Here is a 14,462-nt window from a genome sequence, read left to right on the forward strand (position 1 = left end):
AGAATGGGTGCCGCCCAAGGGCTACAAGGAAATTGAAGAAGCCAAGCAGGATATGACCAGCTTCTTCATGCGATACAACCGAATCAGGCTCCACAGCCATAACGACTACCTGTCACCAATAGCTATGGAGCAGCAGGCGGCTTGATCACCGTAACCGGTGTCCGGAAAAACTTGACCAGAACAGCATGCCCGCGAAGCAGGCAATGCGGTGGCTGGCACCGGCTACGCCGGTGTTCGCGGGCGCGCCCGCTCCTACAGGTATGGCGCATTCTTTCGGCTGATGGGGTCCCTGTGGGAGCGGGTTCACCCGCGAAGCAGGCGACGCGGTGGCTGGCACCGGCTGCGCCGGTGTTCGCGGGCGCGCCCGCTCCCACAGGTACGGCGCATTCTTTCGGCTGATGGGGGCTTTGTGGGAGCGGGCATGCCCGCGAAGCAGGCGACGCGGTGGCTGGCACCGGCTGCGCCGGTGTTCGCGGGCGCGCCCGCTCCCACAGGTATGGCGCTTGCCTTCAGTTGGTGGGTAGCGAGCCCCACAATCTCAGCTTTGGCGCTGAACCCAGGGATACTGCAACTCCCATTGCCACGCATGCCGCACAATCGGCTCCAATGCGGCAAACTCCGGCCGCCAGCCCAGCATGCGCATGGCCTTGCCAGCATCCGCCACCAACCGGGGCGGGTCGCCGGGGCGGCGGGGCGCGTCGAGGGTGCGGATCTGCCGGCCAGTCACCGCCCTGGCCATATCGATCACCTGCTGCACCGAAAAGCCCAGCCCATTGCCCAGGTTGAACGCGGTTCGCTCGCCACCCGCCAGCAGGTAATCCACCGCCAGTGCATGGGCCGCCACCAGGTCGGCCACATGCACATAGTCGCGTATGCAGGTACCATCCGGCGTGTCGTAGTCGCGGCCAAATACCGTTACCGCATCACGCCGGCCCGAAGCGGCCTGCAGGATCAACGGAATCAGGTGGGTTTCCGGGTCATGGCGCTCTCCCAGCTGGCCTTCCGGGTCTGCGCCGGCTGCGTTGAAGTAACGCAGGCATACCGACTTCAAGCCGTAGGCTCGGTCGAAGTCCTCGAGAATCTGCTCGACCATCCATTTGCTCAGCCCATACGGGTTGATCGGCCCCTTGGCATGCGCTTCGTCGATCGGCACATACTGCGGGTTGCCGTAAACGGCTGCACTGGAAGAAAAAACCAGGTGCCTGATACCAGCATTCACCATGGCCTGCAGGAGGGAAAGGGTAGCCGAGACATTGTTCTGGTAATACTTGCCGGGCACGCTGACCGACTCGCCCACCTGGATGAACGAGGCAAAGTGGAACACAGCGTCGAAACGGCAAACCCCGAACAGCACATCCAGCGCGGGTTCGTCGGCGATGTCCAGTTTCGCCCACTGGACGCCGGGGCCGGGCGAGACCAGGTCCGCCACCACCACCTCATGGCCCGCGCCGAGCAAGTGCTTGACCATGTGCGAGCCAATGTAGCCTGCGCCACCGACAACCAGAAACTTCATCCATGCCTCCAGGACTCTGCTGTTGTACAGCCGCGCTTTTCAGCTACAGGTCTGTGGTGAGGGTAGATGGCCATATACCCTATTTCAAGAACAGCCAGTTGGACATGTACTTGCCATCGAACGTGATGCTGTAGCGCCCATCCTGGTAAGCCATCGGCAACGGTTTCAACTGCGCCTGCGCGTCCCGGGCGAACAGTTTCAGGCCAGCAGGCGCCTTGATGCTCAAGGTGCCGGCAAGCGGCTCGACGTTGAACGGCGTCTTGTAATCGGCCTTGGGCACGGCACGGGTACCCAGCGACAGCAGCAGTTCGCGTGACTGGCCCAGGGGCTTGCCGTCCAGGCTTTGCACCACGACGCTGGCGTACGGCGTTCGTGCTTGCACCTGGATTGCGCCCAGGCTGATCGAGCGACCTCCCAGCCAGCCGGTGGCGGCCTGGGTCAGCGGTGTGTCGATGGTATAGATGCCCTGGTGCCAGTTGCGCTTGAGCTCGCCCGTGTCGCTGAGCGCTTGCGTGGCGTCGGCTGGCAGCAAGGACTGCCCCGGGTCCTGCAGTACCTGCGCACCGGCAGGGATGGCGGCGGGCTTCAGCCAGGGCAACTCCGGCGTCTGTGGCAGGGCGATCTGCAGTTGGCCCTTTTCCATGGCCGTGCGCAGCAGCGCTGAAGTGCGCGGGGTGATCTCCTGGTTGTACAGGGTGGCGGGCGTCGGCGCGAACACATAGCGGGTAGTGGCCGGCTTCACGTCCGCGCGGCGATAGAGCAGGGCGGCAGCGGGCAGGGTGGCGATCATCGCCGGGTCGTTGTACGCGTGCCAGTTGTCCGCCGTGCGCCAGCCTGGGTTGAAGGCCTGTTGGCTGTAGGCGTACTGCAGCATGGCGTCCCAGCCCTGGTGGGCGGCGGTGCCGGCCATGTACAGCGGCAGCGAGTGGCGGTCGGGCAGCGGGAAGGGTTCGGCGTTCCACTCGGAGACGGTCAGCGGCTTGCCGACTACCTGGGCGGCGGCGAGCCAGTCGATCATGCCGTCGCTGGTCAACGGGTTCTTCTCCAGTTGCCCATTGGCACCGTAGGCATGGGCATCGATGACATCGCCTGCGGTCAGTGCCGGCAGCGCGCTCAGGCCATTGCCGCCCCAGGTACTGGTGGTGGCAATCGGTACTTTCACGCCGAGGCCGCGCAGGTGGGCGATCATGTCGGCGTTGAAGCGCTGTTCCAGGTCGTTGAGAAACAGCTTCGAAGGGCCATGCTCCCAGGCGCGCCAGGTGAGGTCGGTGGGCAGGTCGTATTGTTTGGCGAAGGCTTTGGCCGCTTCCATGTAGCGCTCGCTGTGGTGCGGCACATCCTTGTTCGGCATCAGGGCGTTGCCATAATGCTGGGTGAGGTCGTTCTCATTGGTGAGCAGTACGGCAGCGATGGCCGGGTCGTCCTTGTAGGCCAGGCCGGTGTATTCGTTCACATGGGTCAGGTACTGCTCGGCAAAGCGTTTCATCGCTTGTTGGATACTGCGGTTTACATAGGCGTAACCCTTCAGGTCGACGTGGTTCTCGCCCTTGGCCAGTTCCTTGAAGTCATCGATGTTGTCATTGGCGGTAAGCGCCCGCTGCACGTGCAGATCCAGCCAGATATAGATGCCTTCATCCTTGAGCGCCTTGATCCACAGGTCCAGCTTGCGCAGCGATTCGGCACTGAGCTGCTGGGTATCGCGCACCAGGGTGCCGTCGCCAAACACGTTCGGGCTGACCCAGGGCGAGTCGTGGTGGTGCAGACGCACCAGGTTGAAACCCAGTGCCGACAGGCGTTTGGCCTGTTGGCGGATTTCTTCGTCGGGGCTCTTGAACAGCGAATAGGCGGACAGGTTGGTGCCCCAGAAGCGCACCGGGGTGTTGTTTTCGAACATCAGCTGCTCGCCCACAGCCTTGACGAAGCCGTGCTTGCCGGCAGGCTTTTCCGCAGCGTTGAGGAATGAAAGGTCCACTGGCGAGGTGCGCCAGTCCAGTTGGTCGTCGGGCCAACCGGCGGGGTCGGCCAGGCCGAAGCGTTCGCTGGGCGTGGGCCCCAGCTCAATGTCGCCGGTAATGTTCAGCATCGCCTTGATCTGCTGCCGACCTGCGCTGATCGGGTCGCTGTAGATGAATGCACGCAGTTCGGACGGGTTGCCGCGCTCGAAATACACCTTGGCCAGTGGTGGATCGAAGCGCATTTCGATGCGCCGGCCCTGGTCAGCCTTGCCCCACGACCAGCCACGGTTGCCGGGCAGCAGCTGCGGGGCGCCCATCTCGCCGGCAATTTGCGCAGGGTCGAACTCGAACACCATGCCGCCGCCCATCACCCCGGCCTGGCGGCTATGGGCGTCGAGGTCGAAGGCCCAGCTCAGGGTTTGCGCCTGCTCCTTGCGGATATCCGCCGCCAGGTCGAAGTCCAGCTCCTTGTTCTTGCCCTGCAGCGTGTAGTGGTAGGGGCCATTGACCTTGAACGTGGTGGAGAAACCGGTCCAGCTCCAGTTGGCCGCCCAGAAGTCGAACTTGGCTTTCATCACCGGCCCACCGCCGCGGGTCACCATGGGCAGGCCGTTCTGTTCATCGACACTGACTTGCCACGCTGATGCCCAGCCGGTGAGCGGCAGCAAGGCCAGGCCGGCAATGGCCGAAACCCGCAGCAGGGTTTGAAAACCCCGGCTGCGCAGGGGGAGCAAGCTCATAAGTGTCACCTTGGTTGAAGGCCGGGGTCGGCCAGCGCGATGGCCTGGCTGTTGTGCAGCCTGCGGACCATCTGGATGTAGGCCACGCCCAGCCCGGCGACAGTCCAGTACACCACCGGGATGAAGGTGATGCTGCTGACGGTGAAGATGATCACCAGGATGCCGATCAGTGTCGCCAGCAATGCCCGGCCGAGCTGCCGTTTTTCGTCGTCCTTGTCGGGGAAACTGCGCATGGCCTTGCGGATGCCGTGCAGTACGACGGCGAAGAACGCCACGAACAGGCCAAGCCCGACCAGCCCTACCCGCAGCGCCAGGTTGATGTAGGTGTTGACGATGTCGATGATGCCTTCACCCTGGATCATCGATTGCATTTCCGGGGTGTTGCGGAAGTCGAACGAGCCGAACAGCGGGTTGCGCTGGATGACGATCCACGAGTTGTCCATCAGCCTTGCGCGGTAGGTGATGTTCTCTTTCTCGAGGTTGCCAATGAACGGCAGCATGTCCAGTACCTTGTCGCCACCGGGCACGATGGTCAGCAAGGGCAGGGCCAGCACGCCGGCCGCGGCGAGCAGCGCCAGGCGCCTGACCGCACCTTTGCCCAGGGCGATGAACACCACCACGATGACCACGGCGCCGATCCACGGGCCACGGGACAGTGGCGCGAACAGCCCGGCGGCGAGCAGCAGGGCGCCCAGCGCCCGCTGCAGGGGGCGGCGCACGTAACCCTGGACGAACAGGAACAGGCCGATGGCCACACTCATCACATAGCCCAGGGCAATCGCCTGCCCGGTGGTGACGCTGGCGCGCAGCGAACCGCCACGGCTCAGGTAGCCGGACATGCTCCACGGCACGCCCATGGCGTCGACCAGGGCGCTGTACAGCAGCCAGTGGCGCACGTACTCGGCCACGCCGATCAGGGCCAGGACGAAGGAGGCAAGCACGAAGGCCAGCAGGGTGTCCTTGAAGTCGCTGATCTGGCGCAGGCCACGGCTGGCCACGTAATACGGCAGTAGCACGTCGACATACAGGTACAGCGTCTGGCGCAGGGTGTCGGTCAGGGTGGTTTCGCGCAGGTACAGCACGCTCATCAGCAGCAGGCCGGCCGCCAACAGCCTGTCGGGCCAGGTGCGGCCGAAGCGCAGGGTGTCGCCCTGCCGGCGCAGGGCCAGTGCCGCCGGCAGCAGCACGCACAGGGTCAGCAGGCGGATATGGTTGAGGTCGACCAGGTAATTGACCACGCCAAACCCGGGCACCTGCACCGAAGCCGGCGGGACCAGGAACAGCAGCATGTAGAACAGCGCCATGGGGTTGTGTTCGCGGCGCCCGGCGATGTACAGGATGACGGCGCCAGCACCCAGGTACAGCCAGAAGCTGTGCGAGAAGAACGCCAGCAGGGTAAGCAGGAACCACAGGTTGCGCCGGCGCTTGAAGTCGCTGAGCGGGATCAGGTCGGTGGCAGGCCGCCGCGCCAGCAGGAAGACCACGCTCGCCAGAAACAGGATGACGATCAACGCACGAAAATGTTCAGGCATTGGCTATGTGCACCTTTGCGTCGGTGGGCAACGGCTAGCATCGTGGCTGATTGAAACTATAGTGACCTTTTAGCCAATCGGTCAGAGATCGACGCCATGCCGTCGATTGTGAAGCTGGCCCCGGGGACTGGCGGTAATGCGGCTTGTCGGGTAGATCTTTCAAAGGTGCAGGTCACTGTGTCATGGGGAAGCTTACTTTTTGTACTGCGCAAACGGGTCGTAGAGGGTTTCTCCAGAGTTGCGTGTTGCTGGGGGTTGGTGGTTTGGTGTTCGCTGCTTCGCCAGCCGCTGCCAGCCAACCTGCCGGCAGGCCCGGGTTCGTGGTGATCAACGGCTGGGTATTGCCGTCTCGCTACTTCCGGAACGAACACCCATGATCAAGGATTATCAACAGCAGAAGTCCCTGCGCGACAGTTACGATGTCTGCATCATCGGTGCCGGCCCCGCGGGCATCACCTTGGGCCTGCGCCTGGCCGCCGCGGGCTGGAGCGTACTGCTTGCCGAGGGTGGCGGGCGTGAATATTCGGCGAACTCGCAAGCTTTGTACGCCTGTGCATCCACTGGCCTGGAGCTGTACGCCGGGGAGGCTCGCCTGCGTTACCTGGGCGGCACATCCAACCATTGGGCCGGCCGTTGCCGGCCGTTCAGCCCCTCGGACTTCGCCGTTCCCCCTATTGGCGACCTGCCTGGCTGGCCCATTCCGTATTCGGAGATAGCAGGCTACCTGCCTGTTGCAATGGATATCGTCGACCTGCCGCCCGGGTCGGATTTTCACGCGTTGAATGCTGGCCTCGACGGCGGAGAATTCGAGCCAGACCGCTTTCTGCTCAGCCCGCCCACGCGTTTTGCGCAAAAGTACGCCACAGCCCTGGAACAGACCCAAGGCCTGGACGTGTTCATCAACTGCAATTGCGTGAACCTGGAGTTCGACCAGGCCTCCGGCCACCTGGCCGCAGTCGTACTGTCCGATTACGCGTGCAATCGCCAGCGCCTGGTTGCGAGAAACTTCGTGCTGGCCACCGGTGCCATCGAGAATGCCCGGCAACTGCTCAACAGCGAGTCGTTGCTGGCGGCGGGGGTCGTGAGCAAGGACGGGCTGGTCGGCCGGTGTTTCATGGAGCATCTGAACATTGACCTTGGCTCCTTCATCCTCAAGTCGGGGCTGGACCCCGAGCCGCGCGAGTACTACACCACCGATGCCTTCGTTGACGAATACAAGGCAGGTAAAGGCAATGTCAGGGCCGCCTTGCTGGCCGATGTACAAACCTATGGACGTACTGCCGAGGTGAAGCATTTTCTGGAGAACCTGGCCTGCGACATGGGGGTAGCCGGCAAGATCGCCTTCGTGACCAAGTTCAGTTGCCCCGGTGACGGTGTCATCAGCACCATGATCGAGCAGTTCCCCAACCTGCGCAGCCGCATTTCGCTGCTGGACGAGAAGGACGCACTGGGCGTGGCCAAGGTCAATGTCAACTGGGCCCTGAGCGCTGATGACCGGCACACCATCAAGTGCATTGGCAGCGAACTGGCCAAGCAGTGGGCGGACATGAACCTGGGCTTCATCAAGCTCAATGACTTCGTTTATGACACCTCGATACCGCTGAAGCTGTCGCCACATGCCCACCACATGGGTACCACGCGCATGGCGTCGTCGGCGCAGTTCGGTGTTGTCGATACCAACTGCAGGGTGTTCGGTACCGAAAACCTTTACATCGCCGGCAGCAGCATCTTTGCCACGGGCGGTGCCTCCAACCCGACCATGCCGCTGCTGCAGTTTGCGGTGCGCCTGGCCGACCACCTCGATGCCAGGATGAGCGCGGCCAGGGAAGCCGTGGTGTGACGAATGTTGTGCTGATGCTGCAAAGGCGCGGGGACTTCTTCGAGGGATGGCAACAATGGCTAGCAAACCTGTGGACGTCATGGTGGTCAACTTCAACACGGCCAGGCTGCTGCAGCCGATGTTCGATGCGCTGCGCCGGGCCGACAGCGAACGGCTGGCCAGCTACCTGGTGGTGGACAATGCCTCGGTCGATGACTCGCTGCAGCGCATGGCCGAGGTGTGCCCGCAGGCGCTGCTGCTGAGCAACAGGCAGAACGTGGGGTTCGGCCGGGCCAACAACCAGCTGCTGGAGCACCTGAAGGGCAAGTACGCCTTGCTGCTGAACACCGACGCCTTCGTCGCCGCCGATTCCCTGCAGAAAACCCTCGACTACATGGAAGCCCACCCGGAGTGCGGGGTGTTGGGGGTGCGCCTGGAGGGCCGCGACGGCGACCTGCAGCCCAGTTGCCGCTACTTCCCCACACCGCTCAACGTGTTCGTCGGGCGTACCGGGCTGGGGCGCTTTTTCCCCGGCCTGAAGATGGTCGACGAAATGAACTGGGACCACGCCTCGGTCCGCGAGTGCGACTGGCTGCCTGGCTGCTTCTACCTGGTGCGCCGCGAAGTGCTCGACCAGGTGGGCCTGTTCGACCCGCGCTACTTTCTTTATTACGAAGAGGTCGACCACTGCAAGCGGGTGAAGGCGGCCGGCTGGAAGGTGGTGTTCTACCCGCATACCACGGTGGTGCACATCGGTGGGGAAAGCTCCAGATCGGTGGCCGAACTTGAGGCGGCCAGCCGGCAGATTTCGTCATACCAGATCGAAAGCGAGCTGCTGTACTTCCGCAAGCATCACGGGCTGGCGGGCCTGGCCCTGCACATGCTGCTGGTCACCTTGGGCGACCTGGTGCTGGCACTCAAGGCGCTGTTGAAACGACGCGGCCGGGGCGCGATACAGGCCTGCTGGCGTCACTGCCGGGCGACCTGGTCTCTGTTGTTCAAGACCCGGTACGCCAGCCAACCGACAAGGTAGGTGGAGCCATGTTCGAGAATATACGTGCCGACCTGCGTGCCCATGGTGGCGACTGGGGCGCCCAGGGCTTCTGGGTACTGCTGGTGTACCGCTTCGGCCGCTGGCGCTATGGGGTGCGCCCGGCACTGCTGCGCAAGCTGTTTTCGCTCATCTACAAGGTCCTGTTCAAGTTCGTGCAGATCATCACGGGTGTGGAGTTGCCGTGCGAAGTGGTAATCGGCCGCAACTTCGTCATCGACCATTTCGGCGGCATCGTCATCAGCGGCTATGCCCGCTTTGGCGATGACTGCCGTATCCGCAATGGTGTGGTGGTGGGCCTGAAGAACGTCAACGAGCCGATTGCACCGGTGTTCGGCAACAACGTCGATATCGGCACCGGGGCCAAGGTGCTGGGTAGCATCCGTATCGGCAACGACGTGATCATCGGTGCCAATGCCGTGGTGCTGGTGGATGTGCCGGACAATTCGCTGGCAGTGGGGGTGCCGGCCATCATCAAGGCCAGGCAACCGGCCGCCACGGCGCCCGTCGAGTGAGGCCCATGGCGAGCGGGATCGGTGTGGTGGTGATTGGCCGCAACGAAGGCCAGCGCCTGGAACGTTGCCTGATTTCGCTGCAGCAGGGGGCGGACAAGGTCATGTACGTCGACTCGGGCTCCACCGATGGTTCACTGCACTTGGCCCGCAGCTTGGGGGTAGAGGTACTGGCGCTGGACCTGGGCACCCCGTTTACTGCCGCACGCGCCCGTAACGAAGGCTTTTTCGCCTTGCAGCGGCGGCTGCCGTCGATGCAACTGGTGCAGTTCGTCGATGGCGATTGCGAGGTGGATAGCGGCTGGCTGCCCGCGGCGCAGGCGTTTCTCGACGACCATCCCGACGTGGCAGTGGTGTGTGGCCGCCGACGCGAGCGCTTCCCGCAGCGGTCGGTGTACAACCTGTTGTGCGACCTGGAGTGGGACACCCCCATCGGCGAGGCCAAGGCGTGTGGTGGCGATGCCCTGATGCGGGTAGATGCCTTTGCCGCGGTCGGCGGCTTTCGCCCCGAGTTGATTGCCGGAGAAGAGCCCGAACTGTGCGTGCGCCTGCGGGCAAAGGGTTGGAAGGTCTGGCGCCTGGACGCCGAGATGACCCTGCACGACGCCGCCATGACCCGTTTCAGCCAATGGTGGCGGCGTAGCCTGCGCGCTGGCCACGCCTATGCCGAAGGGGCCTACCTGCATGGTCAGCCGCCCGAGCGGCACTGGCTGCGCGAATCGCGCCGGGCCTGGCTGTGGGGCCTGGGCATCCCCGTGGTGATCGTGCTGGCCTGCCTGCTGCTGGGCGGCTGGAGCCTGCTGTTGCTGCTGGTCTACCCGCTGCAGGCCGTACGCCTGGCCCGGCGTGGTGGCAAGTCGGTGCGGGAGAACTGGCTACAGGCGGTGTTCCTGGTATTGGGCAAGTTCCCGGAAATGCTCGGGCAACTGAAGTTCTTGCGCCACCGCATCGCGGCCGGCAAATCGACGTTGATCGAGTACAAGTGAGAGGGGCCCATGATGCTCGGCATGATCGTGAAAAGCGTGTTTACCTTGCAACCGGGCTACTCGTTGCGGGCGCTGAACAACAAACGCAAGTTGACGCTGCAGATTGCCAGGCAATGGCCTGAGCTGAATGCGTTCCTGCAGCGCATGACGGCGACGCTGGGCCCACAAGGTTTGCAGCGGCTGGGGGTGGATTGCATCGGTGTCGTGCAGTGGCCCTACCTCAGCAAATGCTGGGAAGCCCCGCAGCGCCTGGAGGTGCTGGCTTCGCACTTTGAAGTGCTTGCGGGGCAGTTTCCGGCGCTGTTGCTGCTGGGGCGGGACGAAAGCCTGACGCTGTGCGAGCTGTCCAGCCATTCGCCGGGCTGCCGCCTGGTGCTGGACCGGCCGATCTGGTTCAAGCGCGAAGGCGAGTTGGTATTGAACCTGTTCCAGGGCGACCTGCGGGTGGCATCCCTGGCGTTCAGCTTGTGCCGCAGCCAGGGCGAGCTTTGCCTGTTCATCGGTGCCGTGCAGGGCATCCACAAGGGGATCGACAGCGAAACCTCATTGGCCATCTACCGCGACCTGACCAAGGACTTCGAAGGGTTGCGCCCACGCAGCCTGCTGCTCGAAGCATTGAAGTGCCTGGCCAGGACCCTGGGCGTGGCGCACCTGTATGCCGTCAGTGACGCCTGCCGCCACCATCGGCACGCGTATTTTGGCAACGACAAAGGCCAGGACCTGGCGGCCAATTATGACGTGATCTGGCTGGAGCACGGCGCTACTGCGTCGAACCATGCGGATTTCTTCGCCCTCCCGCTGGCCGTGGTACAGCGGGCGGAACAGGACATCCCGGCGAAGAAACGGGCGATGTACCGCCGCCGCCAGGCGTTGCTCGACGATGTTTTCACCCGCTTGCAGGCCACGTTGCCAGGCAGCGGTCTCAACCTTGGACTACAAGGGAAACAGGAGGATGCACCTGACGAGGTGGCATCGGCGGGGCGCCGGCCGCCGGTAATCGACAGCCTGAAGTAACGGCCGGCCCTGCCACGGCAGGCCTGAAGGTTCATTACGCGGGTCTTGATCTGGATTCCTATGCGCATTGCTTATTTCATAAACCAGTACCCGAAGGTCAGCCACAGTTTCATCCGCCGCGAGATCCTGGCGCTGGAGCGCCAGGGGGTAGAGGTGCAGCGTATTGCCCTGCGCGGGTGGGACGCCGAGTTGCAGGATGCCGAGGACTCGAGCGAACAGGCCAGGACCCGCTATGTGCTGCAACGTGGCGTCAAGGGCTTGCTGGCACCGTCCTGGCAAGTGCTGCGCGCACAGCCGCGCCGGTTCTTCCAGGCGCTTTGGCTGGCCATGCGCCTTGGCCTGCGGGCCGACCGCGCCTGGCCCTACCATCTGGTCTACCTGGCCGAGGCTTGCCAGGTACTGCAGTGGTTGCAGGCTGGCGAAGCAAAACATGTGCATGCGCATTTCGGCACCAACTCCACCGAGGTGGTGATGCTGGCCAACGTGCTGGGCGGGCCAGCCTACAGCTTTACCGTGCACGGGCCGGAAGAGTTCGACAAACCGCAGTTCCTGCACATGGGCGAGAAGGTGCGGCGTGCCGCATTTGTCGCGGCGGTCAGCTCGTACGGGCGCAGCCAGTTGTTTCGCTGGGTGGCACACGACCACTGGGCCAAGGTGAAGGTGGTGCATTGCGGCCTCGAGCGCAGCTTCCATGAGGTGGCGCCGGTCGGCGTGCCCACGGCGCCACGCCTGGTGTGCGTCGGCCGCCTGTGCGAACAGAAAGGCCAGCTGCTGTTGCTCGAGGCCGCGCGGGTACTGGCCGCCCGGTCGATCGCCTTCGAGCTGGTGCTGGCCGGCGACGGTGAAATGCGTGGGCAGATCGAGGCGTTGATTGCCCGGCATGGCTTGCAGCAGCAGGTGCGCATCACCGGCTGGATCAGCAGCGCACAGGTGCGCGAGGAAATCCTTGCGGCGCGTGCACTGGTGCTGCCCAGCTTTGCCGAGGGGTTGCCGGTGGTGATCATGGAAGCCATGGCCTTGCGCAGGCCAGTACTGACCACCTATGTGGCAGGTATTCCCGAGCTGGTGCGGCCGGGCGAGAACGGCTGGTTGTTCCCTGCCGGCGCCGTGGACGAGCTGGCGGCGGCCATGGCCGACTGCCTGGCGCAACCTGCCGAAGCGCTGCAGCGCATGGGCGAGGCAGCCCGCCAGCGTGTGCTGCAACGGCATGACATCGATACCGAAGCGGCCAGGCTGGCCAGCTATTTCAAGGCATCCGCATGATGAGTGTATTGGCTTGGTTACTGGGCACGCTGGCGGCCATCGCCCTGTTGCCGGTGCTGCTGCTGTTGGTGCAGGTGCTGATGGCTTGCCTGCCAGCGCGCGCGCAGCCGTTGGGCAACAACGCTCGTCCGCAGGTGGCAGTGCTGGTGCCAGCCCATGACGAGGCCTCGATGATTCGTGCCACGCTGGCAAGCATTGCCCCGCAGTTGCGGCCTGGCGACCGCTTGCTGGTGGTGGCGGACAACTGCACTGACGACACCGCGCAACTGGCGCGCGAGGCCGGTGCCGAAGTGGTGGAGCGCCGCGATGCGCGGTTGCGCGGCAAGGGCTACGCCCTGGACGTTGGCGTGCGCCACCTGGCCAGCCAGCCGCCCGAGGTGGTGATCGTGGTGGATGCCGACTGCCAGGTGGATGAGGGGGCGATCGAGCACCTGGCGCGGCGCTACCGCGAGGTCGCTCGCCCGGTGCAGGCGCTGTACCTGATGCACGCATCGGCAGGGGCCGGGCTGGCAGTGCAGGTTGCCGAGTTCGCCTGGCGGGTCAAGAACCTGGTGCGCCCGCGTGGTTGGGCACGGCTGGGCCTGCCTTGCCAGTTGATGGGCGCCGGCATGGCGTTCGGCTGGCGTGACCTGGCCTTGATCGACCTGGCCAACGGGCATCTGGTGGAGGATGTGAAACTGGGCCTGGACCTGTGCCAGCAGGGCAAGCCGCCAGTGTTCTGCCCCGAGGCCGTGGTCAGCAGCCAGTTCCCTGCCAGCCAGCAAGGCCTGGGTAGCCAGCGCACCCGCTGGGAGCATGGGCACCTGAGCCTGATGCTGGCCGATGCGCCCAGGCGTGCGCTGGCCGCAGTCACCCAGCGTAACGGCAGCTTGCTGGCCATGACCCTGGACCTGCTGGTGCCGCCCCTGGCGTTGCTGGTGCTGAGCCTGCTCGGGCTCAACCTGGTGGCCTGGCTGGCGTACCTGCTGTTCGGCCTGGCGGCACCTGCCTGGATCGCCCTTTGCGCGCTGGCATTGCTCGGCCTTGCCGTCGCACTGGCCTGGGCGCGCTTCTGTCGCGAACTGATCCCGTTTTCCGTGCTGCTGTACGCGCCGTTTTACGCCGCAAGGAAGGTCCCCTTGTATCTGGGGTTCCTGATCAAGCGCCAGGTTGAATGGGTACGTTCGAAACGGGATGAAGACTGATGGCTGAATGGCAGAAACGTTGGAACACCCTTGTCGGCAAGCTGGAAGTGGTGGTGGATACCACTGCCGCGCAGCGCCTGCTGGACAGGCTGAGCGCCCCGGAAGCCGCGACCGTGCTGGGCTTCGTCAATGCCCATGCAATGAACCTGGTGGTGCGCGATGGCGCCTGCCACCAGGCATTGTCGGCGGCCGACGTGCTGCTGCGCGACGGTTCCGGCATGGCGATCCTGTATCGCCGGCTGGGGCTTGAACCGGGGCTCAACATGAATGGCACCGACTTCATTCCTCGGCTCCTGGCCGCCTACCGTGGGCGGCGGGTCGCGTTCTGGGGCACCCGGCAACCTTACCTGGACCAGGCCGTGCAGCGCAGCGCAGCCGTGTTCGGGGTGGTGCCGGTGTCGGTCCACGATGGCTTTGCCAGCGTCGATACCTACCTGCAACTGGCCAGGGAGCAACAACCGGAGCTGATCGTGCTGGGCATGGGCATGCCCAGGCAGGAGGTTGTGGCGGCAAGGCTGGCAGCAACTGGCGGGCCGTGCCTGATCGTGTGCGGCGGCGCGATCCTGGATTTTCTCGGCGGCAAGGTCAGCCGGGCGCCCGAGTGGTTGCGGCGGTTGGGCGGGGAGTGGCTGTACCGACTGTTGCGCGAGCCGAAGCGTTTGTTCATGCGTTATGTGGTGGGTAACCCGTTGTTCCTGCTGCGTACCTTGCTGTACCGCCGCGACGGAGGGGCGGCCAGACACCCCGTATGAGCGGCACAATCCGCGCACACTGATGGCGGGTGGCTGCTACAGTGAGATCAATGGGTTGGGGCTGCAGGATTTCGCTTCACGGGCTTTGCATGAGCCGTTGTCAAGTCTTGCTGGTTTGTGGAAGGCACTTGCTGCGCGCAA

Annotated in this window: 11 protein-coding genes; 8 read left to right on the forward strand and 3 right to left on the reverse strand. The window is 64.2% G+C overall.

Annotated elements, in window-relative coordinates:
- Window positions 1–538: 538 nt before the first annotated feature.
- The 3 genes from galE to CAG34_RS09615 form a co-directional block, all read right to left on the reverse strand.
- Window positions 539–1,513: a UDP-glucose 4-epimerase GalE gene (galE, locus tag CAG34_RS09605; protein WP_085589534.1), complete on the reverse strand. Its 975-nt coding sequence runs from the start codon at window positions 1,511–1,513 to the stop codon at window positions 539–541.
- A gap of 79 nt (window positions 1,514–1,592) precedes the next feature.
- Complete coding sequence (locus CAG34_RS09610; RefSeq protein ID WP_085589537.1) at window positions 1,593–4,208, reverse strand: cellulase family glycosylhydrolase; 2,616 nt, start codon at window positions 4,206–4,208, stop codon at window positions 1,593–1,595.
- A gap of 5 nt (window positions 4,209–4,213) precedes the next feature.
- Window positions 4,214–5,740 carry an O-antigen ligase family protein gene (locus CAG34_RS09615; protein WP_085589540.1) on the reverse strand — a complete coding sequence of 509 codons (1,527 nt, stop codon included), beginning with the start codon at window positions 5,738–5,740 and terminating at the stop codon, window positions 4,214–4,216.
- 373 nt (window positions 5,741–6,113) lie between these two features.
- Here CAG34_RS09615 and CAG34_RS09625 point away from each other — a divergent pair, with 373 nt between their 5' ends.
- From CAG34_RS09625 to CAG34_RS09660, 8 genes are read left to right on the forward strand one after another with little or no spacing between them, the layout of a single operon-like run.
- Window positions 6,114–7,580: an FAD-dependent oxidoreductase gene (locus CAG34_RS09625; protein WP_085589545.1), complete on the forward strand. Its 1,467-nt coding sequence runs from the start codon at window positions 6,114–6,116 to the stop codon at window positions 7,578–7,580.
- A gap of 55 nt (window positions 7,581–7,635) precedes the next feature.
- Window positions 7,636–8,592, forward strand: a complete 957-nt coding sequence (locus tag CAG34_RS09630; protein ID WP_085589547.1) for a glycosyltransferase family 2 protein — start codon at window positions 7,636–7,638, stop codon at window positions 8,590–8,592.
- 8 nt (window positions 8,593–8,600) lie between these two features.
- Window positions 8,601–9,125, forward strand: coding sequence for a serine O-acetyltransferase (locus CAG34_RS09635; protein ID WP_025339010.1), 525 nt, complete (start codon window positions 8,601–8,603; stop codon window positions 9,123–9,125).
- A 5-nt stretch (window positions 9,126–9,130) separates the two neighbouring features.
- A complete protein-coding gene (locus tag CAG34_RS09640) occupies window positions 9,131–10,108 on the forward strand; it encodes a glycosyltransferase family 2 protein (RefSeq protein ID WP_085589549.1) in 978 nt (325 codons plus the stop codon).
- 9 nt (window positions 10,109–10,117) lie between these two features.
- On the forward strand, window positions 10,118–11,122 hold the full coding sequence (locus tag CAG34_RS09645) for a VirK/YbjX family protein (protein ID WP_085589551.1): 1,005 nt from the start codon (window positions 10,118–10,120) through the stop codon (window positions 11,120–11,122).
- Window positions 11,123–11,182: 60 nt separating this feature from the next.
- Entirely contained in the window at window positions 11,183–12,385 is a 1,203-nt protein-coding gene (locus CAG34_RS09650; RefSeq protein WP_085589553.1) for a glycosyltransferase, read from the forward strand.
- Entirely contained in the window at window positions 12,382–13,569 is a 1,188-nt protein-coding gene (locus CAG34_RS09655) for a glycosyltransferase family 2 protein (protein WP_085589555.1), read from the forward strand. Before CAG34_RS09650 ends, CAG34_RS09655 begins: the two co-directional genes overlap by 4 nt.
- Window positions 13,569–14,321 carry a WecB/TagA/CpsF family glycosyltransferase gene (locus CAG34_RS09660; RefSeq protein ID WP_085589557.1) on the forward strand — a complete coding sequence of 251 codons (753 nt, stop codon included), beginning with the start codon at window positions 13,569–13,571 and terminating at the stop codon, window positions 14,319–14,321. Before CAG34_RS09655 ends, CAG34_RS09660 begins: the two co-directional genes overlap by 1 nt.
- The last annotated feature ends 141 nt before the right edge of the window (window positions 14,322–14,462 follow it).

The sequence above is a fragment of the Pseudomonas sp. B14(2017) genome (assembly GCF_002113255.1).
GTDB classification, from domain to species: domain Bacteria; phylum Pseudomonadota; class Gammaproteobacteria; order Pseudomonadales; family Pseudomonadaceae; genus Aquipseudomonas; species Aquipseudomonas putida_Z.